The organism is Pseudoflavonifractor sp. An85, from assembly GCF_002161235.1.
Taxonomy (GTDB): domain Bacteria; phylum Bacillota; class Clostridia; order Oscillospirales; family Oscillospiraceae; genus Enterenecus.
Genome location: NZ_NFHE01000010.1, coordinates 22618 through 38614, shown reverse-complemented (window position 1 = coordinate 38614; position 15997 = coordinate 22618). Strand labels below are relative to the sequence as shown.

General features: G+C 59.5%; 13 protein-coding genes. 9 read left to right on the top strand and 4 right to left on the bottom strand.

What is annotated here, in order from left to right; translation table 11 throughout:
- Window positions 1-19 precede the first annotated feature (19 nt).
- Entirely contained in the window at window positions 20-1594 is a 1575-nt protein-coding gene (locus B5G37_RS06555) for an amidohydrolase (RefSeq protein WP_087255702.1), read from the bottom strand.
- 348 nt (window positions 1595-1942) lie between these two features.
- Here B5G37_RS06555 and alaS point away from each other — a divergent pair, with 348 nt between their 5' ends.
- From alaS to secG, 8 genes are all read left to right on the top strand, one after another.
- Window positions 1943-4597, top strand: a complete 2655-nt coding sequence (gene alaS / locus B5G37_RS06550; RefSeq protein WP_087255700.1) for an alanine--tRNA ligase — start codon at window positions 1943-1945, stop codon at window positions 4595-4597.
- Window positions 4598-4807: 210 nt separating this feature from the next.
- Window positions 4808-5146 (top strand): histidine triad nucleotide-binding protein, encoded by a 339-nt coding sequence (locus B5G37_RS06545; RefSeq protein ID WP_087255698.1) that lies wholly within the window; start codon window positions 4808-4810, stop codon window positions 5144-5146.
- Window positions 5147-5441: 295 nt separating this feature from the next.
- Window positions 5442-6530 (top strand): 3-phosphoserine/phosphohydroxythreonine transaminase, encoded by a 1089-nt coding sequence (gene serC / locus B5G37_RS06540; protein WP_087255695.1) that lies wholly within the window; start codon window positions 5442-5444, stop codon window positions 6528-6530.
- Between the two features lie 17 nt (window positions 6531-6547).
- On the top strand, window positions 6548-7714 hold the full coding sequence (locus B5G37_RS06535) for a phosphoglycerate dehydrogenase (RefSeq protein ID WP_087255693.1): 1167 nt from the start codon (window positions 6548-6550) through the stop codon (window positions 7712-7714).
- A gap of 92 nt (window positions 7715-7806) precedes the next feature.
- On the top strand, window positions 7807-8331 hold the full coding sequence (locus B5G37_RS06530) for a hypothetical protein (protein WP_087255690.1): 525 nt from the start codon (window positions 7807-7809) through the stop codon (window positions 8329-8331).
- A 99-nt stretch (window positions 8332-8430) separates the two neighbouring features.
- Window positions 8431-9498, top strand: coding sequence for a glycosyltransferase (locus B5G37_RS06525; protein WP_087255688.1), 1068 nt, complete (start codon window positions 8431-8433; stop codon window positions 9496-9498).
- Entirely contained in the window at window positions 9495-10574 is a 1080-nt protein-coding gene (locus B5G37_RS06520) for a lysylphosphatidylglycerol synthase transmembrane domain-containing protein (protein ID WP_087255686.1), read from the top strand. The genes B5G37_RS06525 and B5G37_RS06520 overlap by 4 nt, the downstream gene beginning before the upstream one ends.
- Before the next feature lie 60 nt (window positions 10575-10634).
- Entirely contained in the window at window positions 10635-10877 is a 243-nt protein-coding gene (gene secG, locus B5G37_RS06515; RefSeq protein WP_343229692.1) for a preprotein translocase subunit SecG, read from the top strand.
- 41 nt (window positions 10878-10918) lie between these two features.
- Here secG and B5G37_RS06510 read toward each other — a convergent pair whose 3' ends face one another.
- Together B5G37_RS06510 and B5G37_RS06505 are read right to left on the bottom strand one after the other, a co-directional pair.
- Window positions 10919-12211: a sensor histidine kinase gene (locus tag B5G37_RS06510; protein WP_087255682.1), complete on the bottom strand. Its 1293-nt coding sequence runs from the start codon at window positions 12209-12211 to the stop codon at window positions 10919-10921.
- Window positions 12208-12921, bottom strand: coding sequence for a LytTR family DNA-binding domain-containing protein (locus B5G37_RS06505; protein WP_087255680.1), 714 nt, complete (start codon window positions 12919-12921; stop codon window positions 12208-12210). The genes B5G37_RS06510 and B5G37_RS06505 overlap by 4 nt, the downstream gene beginning before the upstream one ends.
- A 294-nt stretch (window positions 12922-13215) precedes the next feature.
- On the opposite strand from B5G37_RS06505, the gene B5G37_RS06500 reads away from it, so the two are divergent.
- The gene (locus tag B5G37_RS06500) at window positions 13216-15033 is read left to right on the top strand and encodes a hypothetical protein (protein ID WP_087255677.1); all 1818 of its coding nucleotides are present in this window, start codon (window positions 13216-13218) and stop codon (window positions 15031-15033) included.
- Window positions 15034-15126: 93 nt separating this feature from the next.
- Here the strand turns inward: B5G37_RS06500 and B5G37_RS06495 are convergent, their stop codons facing one another.
- Window positions 15127-15993 carry a hypothetical protein gene (locus tag B5G37_RS06495; protein WP_087255674.1) on the bottom strand — a complete coding sequence of 289 codons (867 nt, stop codon included), beginning with the start codon at window positions 15991-15993 and terminating at the stop codon, window positions 15127-15129.
- Window positions 15994-15997: the final 4 nt, after the last annotated feature.

The window sequence follows — 15997 nt, the reverse complement described above, 5'->3', positions numbered from 1 at the left end:
AAAAGGGGGATTCTTCCCCTTACCCCTGGTACAGCACCTCGCCTTGCTTCCAGGTGGACACCACAGAGATCTCCCGCAGAGCCTCAGGCCGTACCTCCAAGGGATTGGCGGACAGCCGCACCAGGTTGGCCTGCTTGCCCACGGCCAGAGAACCTTTTTCCTTCTCCTCGCCGTATTGCCAGGCGGCATGGACGGTGATCGCTTTCAACGCCTCATAGACAGGAATCCGCTGCTCAGGGCCCAGCTGCACCCCGTTTTTGGTCACCCGGTTGACGGCACACCACACGGTCTCCAACATGTCGCAGGGGATGACGGGGGTGTCCTGGTGGAAGGTGAAGGGCATGCCCAAATCCAGGGCAGCCTTGGCGGGGGAGATGGCGGCGGCCCGCTTGGCCCCCAGGTTTTGCAGGTGGATGTCCCCCCAGTGGTACACATGGGCCACAAAGAAGGAGGGGGTGAACCCCAGCGCCTTGGCCTGGGGCAGCTGATCCACTCCAAGGAGTTGGGCGTGGATGATGACGGGCCGCACCACTTTGAGGTTGGGGTGGCTCTGCATGACCTTGGCCCCCATATCCAGGTACTGTTGGGCGGCGGCATCGCCGTTGCAGTGGGCCAGAATCTGCACCCCTTCTTCTGCGGCCAGGGTGAGGGCCTCCTCTACTTGCTTGTCCGTCATGGTGGGATAGCCCCGGTATTCGGTTTCTCCCTGGTAGGGGGTGCGCAGCCACGCCGTGCGCCCCTGAGGGGAGCCGTCCAAAAAGATTTTCACGCCACCCAGCCGTAGCCCGTGGTGGTAACCACCTACGCTGTCCGGAAAGGCCATCCGGGCGGCGTGGAGATCGGCCACCCCGGGATAGCCCACCACGTCCAAAACCAGGGCGTTTTGGGCCACCAATCCCTGATAGAGGGGGAACAGCTCGGCGGCCATCATGCCCTCCTGGGCGGTGGTGATGCCGTGGGCGGCGTAGGTGTGCTGGGCCCGGGCAAAGGCGTCTTTCAGCTGGTCAAACCCGGGCATAGGGGCCCGGCGGAGGTTGTTGACAAAGGCGTTTTCCTCGGCGTATCCGGTGAGTTCCCCATCTTTTCGGCCAAAGGTGCCACCTTCCGGGTCAGGGGTGTTGCCGGTGAGAAAGAGCTGGTGAAGGGCGGCGGAGTTGAATACCCCCATGTGGCCCGAGGCGTGCTGGATGACCACCGGGTTGTTGGGAGCGGCCTTGTCCAACAGTTCTTTCGTGGGGTGGGCGTGCTCGGTGAGGTGGTTGTGGTCGTAGCCCTGACCGAACACCCATTGCCCAGCAGGAATGTGGTTGTCCCGGATGAATCCGGCCACCGCCTTCTCCAGCTGGGCAAAGTCGGACACCTCCCCCAGGGGGACTTGCAGCAGGCTGTTGGACGCTGCAGATAAATGGCTGTGGGGGTCTACAAAGGCGGGCATGAGGGTGTCCCCCTGCAAGTCCACTTTGGTTGCCCCGGTGGCATTCCGGGCATCCGCGCCCAGGGCGACAATACGCCCATCTTCCACCAACAGAGCGTCGGTGGGCACGGGGGACTCCATGGTGAGAATGGGGCCATTATAAAATAAAGTTCGGTTCATGGCAGCAGCCTCCTTTTTCTCTATTATGCCCTGAATGGATGGGGTTATCAACCTTGACATCTGCCAAGAATGTGATAAAATGTAACAGCTAAAGACCATAGCAGAGCCAAAGAGCCACCAGCGGCCCAAAGCGAGGGGGGAGGGTGAAAGCCCCCGGCAAGTGCGGTTTCTCTGCGCCACTCTGTTTGTCTCCTGCGAGGAACAGGACGGCCCATCCCCGTTATCGGATGACCAGAGATGTCCTTGCCAGAGGATAAACAGGGTGGTACCGTGAAGCGTTGTGCTTTGCCCCTGCGCTTTGGTGGGGGCTTTTTTATTTTGTTAATTTTTAAATGGAGGTATATTCCCATGAGCAACCCCAAGCCCTTCGGGGTCAACGAGCTGCGCGAGATGTTCCTGTCCTTCTTTGAGACCAAGGGACACCTGCGTCTGCCCAGCTTTTCCCTGATTCCCCAGAACGACGCCTCTCTGCTGCTCATCAACAGCGGCATGGCGCCCATGAAGCCCTGGTTCACCGGTGAGCAGGAGCCTCCCCGCCGCCGTGTCACCACCTGCCAGAAGTGCATCCGCACCGGTGACATTGAGAACATCGGCAAGACCGCCCGCCACGGCACCTACTTTGAGATGCTGGGCAACTTCTCCTTCGGCGACTACTTCAAGCATGAGGCCATTGCCTGGTGCTGGGAGTTTCTGACCAGCCCTGAGTGGGTGGGCCTGGACCCCAACCGCCTGTACCCCTCCATCTACGAGGAGGACGACGAGGCCTTCGAGATTTGGAACAAGGAGATCGGCATCCCCGCCGAGCGCATCTTCCGCTTCGGCAAGAAGGACAACTTCTGGGAGCACGGCTCCGGCCCCTGTGGCCCCTGCTCCGAGGTGTACTACGACCGCGGCGAGGAGTACGGCTGCGGCCAGCCCGGCTGCACTGTGGGTTGTGACTGCGACCGTTATATGGAAGTGTGGAACAACGTGTTCTCCCAGTTCAACAACGACGGCGAGGGCCACTACACCGAGCTGGTGCAGAAGAACATCGACACCGGCATGGGCCTGGAGCGTCTGGCCTGCGTGTGCCAGAACGTGTCTTCCCTGTTCGACACCGATACCGTGATGAACATCACCAACAAGGTCTCTGAGATCACCGGTGCCCGGTACGGACAGAGCGAGAGCCGTGACGTGTCCCTGCGTATCATCACCGACCACATCCGTTCCGCTACCATGATGATCTGCGACGGCGTGCTCCCCTCCAACGAGGGCCGTGGCTACGTGCTGCGCCGCCTGCTGCGTCGGGCTGCCCGTCACGGCAAGCTGTTGGGCGTCAACGATCCCTTCCTGTACCGGGTGTGTGACACCGTCATCGAGGTCAACGGCACCGCTTACCCCGATCTGGTGGAGAAGCAGGCCTATATCACCAAGGTCATCCGGGTGGAGGAGGAGAACTTCGCCAAGACCATCGACAGCGGCTTGAAGATCTTTTCCGACATGCTCTCCCAGCACAAGGCCAAGGGCGAGACCGTGTTCTCCGGCGAGGACGCCTTCAAGCTCTACGACACCTATGGATTCCCCATCGACCTGACCATGGAAATGGCCCAGGACGAGGGCCTGACCGTGGACGAGGCTGGCTTCCGCGCCTTCATGGAGGAGCAGAAGGTTCGCGCCCGCAAGGCCCGCGAGGCTCTGGGCGATCTGGGCTGGGCTGGCATCGAGTTCGGCAAGGAGCTGCCCGAGACCCAGTTTGAGGGCTACGATCACACCGTTCTGGACGATGCCAAGGTCATCGCCATGGTGGTGGAGAACGTTCAGGCCGAGGAGATGATGAGCGGCGTGGAGGGCATCGTGGTGCTGGACCGCACCCCCTTCTATGCCGAGATGGGCGGCCAGGTGGCCGACCACGGTACCCTGACTGTGGGCGAGGCGGTGTTCACCATCCACGACGTGCAGAAGAACAAGGGTGGCAAGTATATGCACTACGGCAAGCTCACTGGCGGCACCCTGAAGGTGGGGGACACCGTGAAGGCCGCCATTGACGTGGAGCGCCGTCAGGCCGTCATGCGTGCTCACTCCGCCACCCACCTGCTGGATGCCGCCCTGAAAAAGGTGCTGGGCGACCACGTGCACCAGGCTGGCTCTCTGGTGGAGCCTGACCGCATCCGCTTTGACTTCACCCACTTCGAGGGTATCACCGCCGAGGAGTTGGCTCAGGTGGACAAGCTGGTCAACGATGCCATTTTGAACGGCTACCCCGTGGTCACCGAGGTGCTTCCCATTGACGAGGCCAAGAAGAAGGGCGCTGTGGCCATGTTCGGTGAGAAGTACGGCGACGTGGTGCGCGTGGTGGAGATGGGCGACTTCTCCATGGAGTTCTGCGGCGGCACCCACCTGGACAACACTGCCAAGGCCGGTACCTTCCGCATCAAGTCCGAGGGCTCCGTGGCCAGCGGCGTGCGCCGTATTGAGGCCACCGTGGGTAAGCTGACCCTGGAGGCCATGAACCACAACCAGCAGCTCATCTTCCAGGCTGCCCAGATCCTCAAGACCAACCCCGCCGACCTCACCTCCAAGCTGGAGCAGCAGGTGGCGGATCTGAAGGCTGCCCGTCAGGCCATTGAGAACTACAAGAGCAAGGAAGCTGCCGGCGAGGCCGACCGCATCCTCTTTGGCGCCCACGACGTGGGCCCCCTGAAGGTTATCACCGCCACCGTGCCCGACTCCGACGGCAACTCCCTGCGTCAGATGGGCGACGCCATCAAGGACAAGGCTCCCAACGTGGTGGCAGTCCTGGCCTCCGTCAACGGTGGTAAGATTACCTTTGTGGCCGCCTGCGGCAAGGAGGCCGTGGGCCTGGGCATCAAGGCCGGCGACATCATCAAGCAGGTGTCCGCCATTGCCGGCGGTTCCGGCGGCGGCAAGCCCGACTCCGCCATGGGTGGCGGCAAAGATCCCCTGATGGTGGATAACGCCCTGGCTATGGTGGATAACGTTGTCTCTATGAAACTGGGCCTGTAAGTCATTCCATCAAATGCTAGCATTTGATGGAGGATTTGCATGGTGCATGGGGTTCGATTTCTGACGAAAAAGTCACCCCATGCACCATGAGAAGTGTCATTTTCCCGGCACATGTCCGTGAAAATGACGAGATTTCAATTTATTTTCCCGCCAAGGGCGGGAAAACTCTGCGAGGCTTTTTAAAATGCTTTCAGGAAAGGAGTTGATACCATGTCTGATTGCCTCTTTTGTAAGATCGCAGCGGGGGAGATTCCCTCCAAGCGGGCCTATGAGGACGAGGTGTGCGTGGCTTTCTACGACATCGACCCCCAGGCGCCCACCCACTTCCTGGTGATTCCCCGCCAGCACATTGCCTCCGTGGCGGAGGTCAATGAGGACAACGCTGCCCTGGTGGGCCACATGATGGCCGTCATCGCCAAGGTGGCAAAGGACCTGGGCCTGGACAGCTACCGCGTGGTGTCCAACTGCGGCGAGCAGGCGGGCCAGAGCGTGCATCACCTGCACTTCCACGTTTTGTCCGGCCGGGATATGACTTGGCCTCCGGGCTAAAAACTCTGCGAGGCGTTTTGTGCGTTCTCAAAAGCCGCTCCCAGTGGAAACTGGGGGCGGCTTTTTTCATGCAACCATCCCATGAGTGAAGCATACACTGGAATGATGCGCTGGCTTCTGGGTACTTTGGACAAAACAGGAGGGAGATTCTGGGCACATACCGGGGTACTTTGCCAAAATAAAGAGAATGTATGTTCCACCGTTGACAGATGTCCTCCAGCGAACTATAATAGCATATAACACACTAAAGTGATAGCAAAACAGTGTGAAAAATCTCAGAGAGGAGAAACTGCTCATGGGCAATCAACGTGTATACAACTTTTCCGCAGGCCCTTCCATGCTTCCGCTGGAAGTCCTCACCCGAGCCGGGTCAGAGATCACCAATTATCAGGGCTCTGGCATGTCAGTGATGGAGATGAGCCACCGATCTAAGGTTTTTGACAAGATTTTTCAGGACACCAAGGAGCGGTTCATTCGTCTGTTCCATGTGCCCGACAATTATAAGGTGCTGTTTTTGCAGGGGGGAGCCTCGGGCCAGTTCTCCATGGTGCCCCTGAACCTCATTGGCAAGACGGGAAAGGCGGACTACGCCGTCACCGGCAACTTCTCCAACATCGCCTACAAAGAGGCCAAAAAGTACGGCCAAATCAATCTGGCCGCCTCCAGTGAGGACCAAAACCACACCTATATTCCTACCCAGGACCAGCTGAAGCTGGACCCGGAGGCCAGCTACTTCCATTATTGTGCCAACAACACCATCTACGGCACCGAGTGGCAGTACATTCCCGACACCGGCGATGTGCCCCTGGTGTGCGACATGTCCTCCGACTTTTTGAGCCGGACGGTGGATGTGTCCAAGTATGGCATTATCTACGGCGGCGCTCAAAAGAACCTGGCCCCCGCCGGTCTCACCGTGGCCATTGTCCGGGAGGACTTGGCGGGTCACGAGCTGCCCTATACCCCCTTGATGATGAACTACAAGACCATGATCGACAAGGACTCCATGTACAACACGCCCCCCTGCTGGTGCATCTACATGCTGGGGCTGGTGCTGGAGTGGCTGGAAGAGCGGGGCGGCGTGGAAGGTATGGAGAAGATCAAGCACGCCAAGGCCCAGCTGCTCTATGATGTGCTGGACGACTCCAAGCTGTTCACCTGCCCGGCCCAGAAGGGAAGCCGTTCCGACATGAACGTCACCTTCCGTACCGGAAACGCCGATCTGGATGCCAAGTTTGTGGCCGAGGCCACGGCGGCGGGCTTTGTCAACCTCAAGGGCCACCGCAACGTGGGAGGCATGCGGGCCTCCATCTACAACGCCATGCCCACCGAAGGGGTGGAGAAGCTGGCGGACTTCATCCGGGCCTTTGACCAGGCCAACGGCTGAGACAGGGGGAAAACAACATGTTTCGCATTAAAACCATGAATAAAATCGCCCAAGTTGGGCTCAATCAGTTCCCCGCCGACTACCAGGTGGGGGACAACGTAGAGGGGGAGGAGGGCATTCTGGTCCGCTCGGCCAAACTCCATGACTATCCCTTCCCCGACACTCTGTGGGGCATCGCCCGGGCGGGGGCAGGCACCAACAACATCCCTGTGGCTGAGTGCGCCCAGAAGGGCATTGTGGTGTTCAACACCCCCGGAGCCAACGCCAACGGCGTCAAGGAGCTGGTGATTGCCGCCATGCTCATGGCCTCCCGTGACCTGGTGGGGGGCGTGGAATGGGTGAAGGCCCAGGCTGCAAACCCCGATACCGACGTGGCGGCCGCGGTGGAAAAGGGCAAGTCCGCCTTTGTGGGCCCCGAGCTGTACCGCAAGACTTTGGGTGTCATCGGTTTGGGCGCCATCGGCGCTCTGGTGGCCAATGTGGCCCTGTCTCTGGGGATGGAAGTGTACGGCTATGATCCCTTCCTGTCCGTGGCCACCGCCCTACGGCTGGACCGCCATGTGCATGTGGTCAAGGATGTGGCTGAGCTGTACCGGGCCTGTGACTATGTGACCATCCACGTGCCCTACACCCCCGACACCCGCCACACCATCAACGCCGACACCATCGCCCAGATGAAGGACGGGGTGCGGGTGGTCAACCTGGCTCGTGGCGAGCTGGTGGACGACGAGGCCATGATGGCCGCTTTGCAGAGCGGCAAGGTGGCCCGCTATGTCACCGACTTCCCCAACAATACCATTACCCTGGCCCCCAATGTGGTGCCCATTCCCCACCTGGGAGCCTCCACCCCCGAGAGCGAGGACAACTGCGCCATCATGGCCGCCCAGCAGTTGCGGGACTTCTTGGAAAACGGCAACATCAAAAATTCCGTCAACTTCCCCAACGTGGAGATGGAGCGCTCCGGCGTGCAGCGGTTGTGCATCATCCACCGCAACATTCCCGCCATGCTGGCCAACATCACCGCCCAGCTCTCTGGCGACGGGGTAAACGTGGAGAACATGACCAACAAGTCCCGGGGGGACTTCGCCTACACCCTGGTGGATGTGGGTTCTGCCGTGGAGGAGAGTGTCATTGACGACATCCGAGCCATTGACGGCATCATTCGGGTGAGAGTCATCTCTTGACAAGGGCTCCATCCCCGGATACTATGAAGCTAAGACACAGCCTGCGAATCGGTGTGGTTCGCAGGCTGTTTTTTATGGAGAGGGGTGTGGATATGTCCACGAAGATTTATGGGGTCAAGGGAGAGGACGGGCGGAAACTCAGCCGCCCGCTGCTGCGTCTGGCTGCCCAGAAATACGGCTGGGGAGAGCTGCCCCAGTTGGAGCTGAGCCCCCGGGGCAAGCCCCTGATCCCCGGGGAAGGTCGCTGGCTGTCCCTGTCCCACTCCGGGGGATACGCCCTGTGCGCTTTGTCGGAGTACCCGGTGGGTGTGGATATCGAGCTGGTCAAGCCCCATCGCCCCGGCCTGCCCCGGTACTGTCTGACGGAGGCGCGCATGGGGCTGTGGGACGGTACCGACGAGGACTTTACCCGGCTGTGGACCCTGATGGAGAGCTGGTGTAAGCTGGGGGACACCCCCCTCTATCCGCCCCGAAACGTGCCCTTGCCTCCACCGTGCCCCCATCAAAGCTATGAGGGAAAGGGGTGGTGGGTGTCCGTGTGCTGCCAGGACACGCCACCAATTTCCATAGAATGGGTGAAACTGGAGGAGCTTTTCCAAGAATTTACCACTCCTTAAGGAAAGCTTAACCAGAACCACGGGAAAACCTAAAATGCGTCTGCTATCATATTGGTTGAAATAGGATGAAAAAATTTAGGACCTCAAGGGAGAAAATATATGAAAATCCTCATTTTAACCGGAAAATTTGGTATGGGCCACTGGTCTGCTTCCCGTGCCTTGCAGCAGCAGCTGGAGCGGGAGGGACACGCGGTGGAAACGGTGGATTTCTTTGACTACGCCATGCCCGAGTTCGCCCCCACCCTGTACCGCATGTTTGGGTGGCTGGTAAAGTACGGCGGGGGACTGTATAACCTCTTTCACCGCCTGACCCGCAACGTGGAGGGCGACATGCCTCTGGCGGGGGCCTGGGTGGAGCACCTGGAGGAGCTTTTGTTTGAGACAGGGGCAGATGTGGTGGTGTCCACCCATCCCGTGTGCTCCGGCGTGGTGGCCCGATATAAAAAAGAGGGGGGCCAGGTGTCCCTCATCACCTGCATCACCGATGTGACCTGTCACAGCGAGTGGATTCACCCCGGCACCGACGTCTATCTGGTGGCCTCCCAGCAGGTACGTCAGGGGCTGGTGTCCAAGGGCGTGGAGGGGGAGCGGATTTTTGTCTCCGGTATTCCTGTGGGGGAGCAGTTTACCCAGGGCCAACCCAGCAGTGGCAAGCGGGAGCTGCTCATCATGGGCGGCGGTCTGGGGCTTATGCCCCGGGGTGACCGGTTTTATCAGCAGCTGGACGACCTGCCTGACATTCACGTGACCATCCTCACGGGACGCAACGAGAAGCTGTATGAGCGGCTTCATGGCAAGTATGAGAACATTGAGGTGGTGGGCTTTACCACCCAGGTGGACCAGTATATGGCCCGGGCCCACCTGATGCTGTCCAAGCCCGGTGGCATCACCGTCTTTGAGGCCATTGCCAGCCGCCTGCCCATGCTGGTGTGGGAGCCCTTCTTGGAGCAGGAGCGGGAAAACGCCCGTTTCCTGGTGGAGGCTGGAATGGCCCGTCTGGCCACCAAGGAGGAGAGCGACTGCTTGGACGCCATTGCATCCACCCTGTACGATCCCGTTGGTTTGGCTCAGATGCGGGCGGCCATGGAGCGCTCGGCCAACACCATGTGCCGGGCGGCAGTGTGCGCCGTGGTGGAACAGCTGGCCGGAGAGAAGGTGGTGGCATGAAGCGGACGGGAAAGCGACAGATGGTGTGGTTTGGGGTCATGGCCCTGTTGCTGTTGGGCACCGCCTACACCATTTTGCGCCAGCAGTCCCCCGGGGAGCTGGCCGGGGCCATCGCCCGGGCGGATGGCCGCATCTTGCTGCTGACCCTGCCGGTGATGGCCCTGTTCATCGCCTGTGAGGCGGGAGCCACCCGGCTGGTACTGGGGGCCTTAGGCTGCGCCCAGCCCTTCCGCCGGTGCTATTTCTACTCATGTACCGGGTTCTTTTTCAGCAACATTACCCCTTCCGCCACAGGAGGTCAGCCCGCCCAGGTCTACTACATGAACCGGGACGGGGTGCCGGTGGTGTCGGGGACCATTGATATGCTGCTGGTGAGCATTGGCTATCATACGGCGGTGGTGGGCTACGCCCTGGCGGCGCTGTACTTTGGCGGTTCCCTACTGGAACAGCTGGGGGGCCAGGTGGGGCTGCTCATCGGTGTTGGGCTGGCCATCTTCCTGGGGCTGAATGTGGCCATGATCCTGCTGCTCTTTCTCCCTGGCCCCGCCCGGCGGCTGGGCCAGTGGGGCATTGCCCTGGCCTGCCGCCTGGTGGGTCGGCTGGACCAAGCCCAGCTGGAGGAGAAGCTGGAGAAGGTTTTGGAGCAGTACCGCCAGGGCGCCCGGGTCATTGCACGCAACCCCCTGGTGCTGGTGGGGGTGGTGGGCCTGAGTGCGGCCCAGCTGGCCTGCTCCTACCTCATCCCCTACCTGGTCTACCGCTCTTTCGGCCTTTCCGGCATGGGGCTGGTGCAGGTGGCAGGGTTGCAGGTGCTGTGCTCGGTGGCGGTGGGCTTTTTGCCCTTACCTGGGTCTGCCGGCGCTGCAGAAGGGGTGTTTCTCCGCTCCTTCCTGGTGGTGTTTGGCACCCAGCTGGTGGCCCCAGCCATGATTCTCACTCGGACGGTGAGCTGCTATCTGGTGCTGCTGGTCACTGGTATGGTTACCTTGGTGGGACACCTGCGGCGCAATCGCCGGACGGTGTCCGGGGTGTGTAGGAAAAGCACTTGCAATTCCCTGCACGGTATGGTATCATAGTTGGTACTTGTAAGGGCCATTGCGCCCATTTTTACACTGTGACCGAAAGGATTGAATTCCATGTCCATGACCATGCCTCAGCTGATTCTGTCTATCATCTATTTTGTGGTGTCTCTGGCTCTGATCGTGATTGTGATGCTCCAGTCCGGAAAGAGCGCCGGCCTGTCCGGTGCCATCTCTGGTGCTGCCGATACCTTCCTGTCCAAGAACAAGGCCAAGACCGCCGATGCCCGCATGGCTAAGATGACCAAGTGGGTGGCTATTGTATTCATGGTTCTCACCATGGTGCTGGCTCTGGTGTAAGAGAAAAGCAAAAAACCCTCGACCAATCGGTCGAGGGTTTTTTATGCCTGTGGGGGGATGGGAATGGCCACCACCAGCACAAAATTGTGCAGGGGATCGGTGTAGTGAGTGACGGTACCCTGGTACAGTCCTGCGGTGCGGGCGATGCTGGACAGGCCCACCCCGTGGCCCGGTTCCTGCTTGCGGGTGAGGATGCGCCGTCCCACCTGTTTCAGCTCCCCTTCATAGTAGTTGGCCACGGTGAGCACCAGATTGCCCCCGGTGGTCTGACACCTGACCAGAATACTGCGCAGATCCGGGGTTTGAACTGCCGCACTGGCCTCCAGGGCATTGTCCAAGGCGTTGCCAAACAGGGCGCACATATCTTTGTCCTGGAGAAAACCGCCCTGGGAGAAGTCTACTTGGACGGTGATGGGGATGTTCTGGCTGCGGGCCAGACGAATTTTGTGGGAGAGCAGACCATTCAGCAGGTCGTTGCCCGAGTCCACCAGGCTTTCGTATTCCCCCAGGTCCTGGGTGAGGCTTTGGATATAGGCCTGGAGCTCCTGGTTGGAGTGGTTGGACAGGCGCTGAATGGCGTAGAGGTGGTTTTTCAGGTCGTGGTGAATCTGCCGCAGGTTGGCATCGGCGTCCGCGCTGACCTGGGCGTACTCGTAGCGGTAGCGGTTGGCCACATCGGACAGACGGGCGTTTTCCTGCTGATACCGGCTGTGCTGGTACCACTCGAAGAAAATGATGGCAGAGAGCAGAAGCAGTTGGAGAATAAAGGGGTAACTGGTGAGAACCAGGGGCTCATCCGGGTGGACGATGGTGGACAGATGGCCCAACGAGGCTTTGAGGTGGAGTTGCAGACACACCAAAACCACCATGACATATACCCGGGGCCAACCGATGTAGGCGATCTCATTGAGGGGGACCAGGCGGCTGCACAGGGTCACCGTGAGAAGGGTAAAGCAAAATTCCATGAGTTGGGCAGTCCAGAACCCGGTGCCGTGGAGGGGGTACAGGGTAGGGGTCAAAAGCAGGCAGTTGGCGGTGGTGAACACCAGCCAGGCCAGCACGCCAAAGTACAGACTGCACGAAAGAGAGCGGCCTTTGACCAGATACACATAGCCGGAATAGACACCCCAGCGCAGAAAGAAGCGAATCAATGTATCCACCGGTTCCCCTTGGTAGGTTAGAGCCAGCAAGTAGAGGGGAATGAGAAGGAGAAAGAGCAAGTACCCGGCACAGACTCGGCGGCGAGAGAGGTTAGAAGAGGGGTGCACCCGCCAGAAAAACCAGATGGTAAAGAGAAAATCCGTGGCAAAGTTCCATAATTTCCAGTAGTTCATGGCAGAGCACTCCCCAAATAAGTGGTGAAATCCTGGAGAAACTCCTTGCGTTTGCGCTTGCTCAGGGGCAAAACACTCCCGTTATCCATGTGGACGTCTGTCTGGGTAATGGTGGAAATGCGGCGCAAGTTGACCAGATAGCTCTGATGAGGGCGAGAAAAGCCGTGGGGAGCAAGCAACTGCTCTACCTCTGTAATGGTGCCGTAGCAACGCAGGGTGCTGTCCAGCAGGTGGATGTCCACGTTGTGGTTACACACCTCTGCATACAAAATGGAAGACGGAGACAGATTATGCACCTCAGTGCCAATTTTCAGGGATATGGTCTGGCTTTGCTTGGCACTCAGTGCCCGCACCACATCCGCCATTTGCAGGCGAAATTGGGCGTAGGTCAGAGGCTTGGCCAAAAAGCCGAAGGCGTGCACCTGGTACCCCTCCAGGGCATACTGCACCATGGAAGTGAGAAACACCAGGCACAGTTCGGGGTAGGTCTGCCGCAGAATGTGGGCGGCCTCCATACCGCTCATGGCTCCCATGCTGATATCTAGAAACAGCAAATCGGTGTGGGGGCTTACCATGCTCAGCAGCTGCTCGGCGCTGTGGCAGTGGGCCAGATGAAAGGAATATCCGCTCTCCTGGGCGAACTGGTCCAGGTAGGATTGAAGCTGACGGTGCACAGCGGCCTCGTCGTCGCAGACGACGACATTCCACATAACCCCCCCTCCCTCTCTCACAAAGTTAACTAGGTTATCTGGATTTTACCATATAAAGAGAAAAAACGCAACGAGGAATTGTGCTCTGTGCTGGAAAGAATGGAGTGTAACGAAAGATAACTGTGGAAAGAGCACAAAATACCGGGTGCAGTTGCGCGGGAAATTGGGCCACTTACGTCGAATCTCTTGCAAGAACCGAACGGGTTATGTACAGTGGGAATACAGCAAATGGATGAAGCTGGATGAGATGTGCACAGTGGTTTTTGTGCAAGAGAGAGTAAGGAGGAAAATGCAATGACGAAAACCCAAAATTCCAAAAAGATTGCCGTTCGGTTCTTTGCCATCTGCATGGCCATTTTGCTGGTGGTTTCCATCGGCATCTGGGGCCTGCAGACCAGCTGGGGCCAAGTAAAGATTGACCGCTTCTATCTGGCGGGCAACAACGGCGAGACCATCAGCGGCCTGACCTACGTCCCTGCCAACGCTACCGATGAGACCCCGGCTCCGGTGATCGTGTTGTTCCATGGCCGTTCCAATGCCACCCACTCCAACGACACCTGGAGCATGGAGCTTGCTCGCCGTGGCTATGTGGTGGTCAGCCCCGACCTGGCTGGCGGCGGTGAGTCTGCGGTGACCAGCCGTGATGCACAGGCTACCATTGTCACCCAGTACGCTAACACCCTGTCCTTTGTGGACCACGACTACGGCGTGAACCTGCTGGGCTACTCCGCCGGTACCGGCACGGGCCTGGCTGTGTATGATGCCCTGTCCGAGCAGATCAACATCAACAGCATGTGCCAGGTATTTGGCCCCTTCCTGCAGTTTGTCTCCGGTGGTTTCTCCCACGTGGACACCAACTTCTGCTTGGTCAAATCCACCGCCGACCAGTATGACGGCGACTTCCTGGGCGATCCTCAGGTGTGCCTGGAGTGGGTGGCCGAGCAGGCCGTCATCCCCGATCTGGAGATCAACAAGGACTATGACCGCAACGGAAAGGTGTTCCGTTACGCCCAGATTGACGGCACTCTGCACCAGACGGGCAACATCAGCTCTGCTACCATCACCGAAATCGTCAGCTTCTTCACCAGCGTGGTGCCCGCTCCCATTGAGCTGGACAACGCCAACCTGGTTTGGATTCCCCAGCAGCTCCTGTCCGGCGTGGCCGCTGTGACCATGATGTTCGCCCTGGCTGCCTTCCTCAACCTGATGATGCAGCTGGACTTCTTTGCGGTGATTGCCAACGCCGTACCTGTCAAGGAGCCTCGCCGTGGGGCCAAAGCCTGGGTCATGGATATCCTGTTCAGCATTGTCATCCCCGCCATCCTTTTTGTGCCGGTGTCCGCTTATGCCATGCGCTTTGCCGGTGAGATTCCCGGCTTCCAGAAGATCTTCACCTCCAACAACCTCAACGGCATCATGGCCTGGCTGATGGTACTGGCCATCATTGGTCTGGTGCGTCTGTTCCTGGCCCGCAACAAGCGCAAGAAGGCTGGTATTCAGGACTCTCTGGCTACCTATGCTCTGGGCGCTGAGGGCGAGACCAAGGTGAAGTGGGGCAATGTGGGCCGTGCCTTTATCATGGGCATTGCCACCATCATCTTCTTCTGCACCTGGATGTGGCTGCTGGAGGAGTTTGCCGGCATCAACTATCAGGTCTGGTCCCTGGCCACCTATCTCAAGCCCTCCGGCATGCGCCTGATTCGCGCCATCCCCTATGTCATCGTCATCTTCATCGCCATGTTCTGCGGCAACCTGACCCAGCGGGTGCTGCCTTCCACCGGCAACGAGCGTAGAGACATGTGGATTGCCGTGGCTGTCAACAGCGTGCTCACCGCTGGCGCTCTGGCTATCCTGCTCATCATCCAGTACGGCGGCTCCATGATCATTGGCACCGGTTACGCTCCCATTCCCCAGATCGACATCTACGGCACCGGCGTCAACAAGAGCTGCGGCGCTCTGGACTTCGCCTTCGGCTACTGCTACATGATGGGCGGCACCACCGGCGTGGTCACCTACATGTATCGTAAGTATGGAAACATCTGGTGTGCTGCCATACCCTGCGCTCTTTTCTGCGGCGTGTTCACTCTGGCCAGCTTTACCCTGGTGGCCTGAACCATTCTCCCCAAACAAGAAGCCACCCCGGCAGACCAAAACGGTCTGCCGGGGTGGCTCTTTTGCAGGTATTGACAGGTGTTTCGATGGGATTTAATGGTGATTGCGGCGCTTGTTCCAAATCAGAACCACAACGGCCAGCAGAATCACGCATACGGCCAGTACCACCACGGGTACCACCAGGTTGTTGCTGTCCCCGGTCTGGGTATTGCTCTGGTCCTCGCTGCCCTGGTGCGTGTTCTGGGGAGCAGAGGTGACCTCGGGCTTGGAAGAGGTCTCAGGGTTGGAGGAGACCTGGGGTGCGGGGGTGGTCTCGGGGTTGGAAGAGGCCTCAGGGGCGTCGGTCACCTCGGGGCTGGGGGTGACTTCGGGAGCCTGAGTCACTTCAGGGCTGGGAGTCACTTCGGGGGCCTGGGTGATCTCAGGACTGGGGGTGACTTCGGGATCGGGGGTGGTCTCACCGGCGGTGAGGGTGGTCTGGGTCAGCTGCACCGAGGGGGTGGTCTGGGTGGAGCTTCCGGTGAGGAGGGTGAGAGGCTCGGTGCCCTCCTGGCCGAACGTGACCTGGGCCTGGACCTCCTGCTCAGCAGCGATGGAAATAGTGCCCAGAGTGGCCCGGACCCCGTCAAACAAAGCGCCGTTGGCGCCAGCCACATAGACGGAGAGCACGCCGGTGTTGGCGTCGTAGACGTAACGCTGCACGGTGCCGGGGAGGGTGGAGGCGAACTGGAAGGTGACGTCGTCCTCACCCAGCTCACCCACAGTGGCCTGCACCAGGAAGTTGGCGCTCAGGGCTGACACGCCTTGCGCCATGGACTCCTTCTGGAGCTCCACGGTGACTTGGGTGTGGTCTCCCTGGGTTTCAAAGGTGGTGGCGGCTTCCTGGGCAGCCAGAGTATGGGCGGTGAGCAATACCGCCAATACCCCGACTACAGCCAGGACCTTAATCCATTTTCTCATGGTG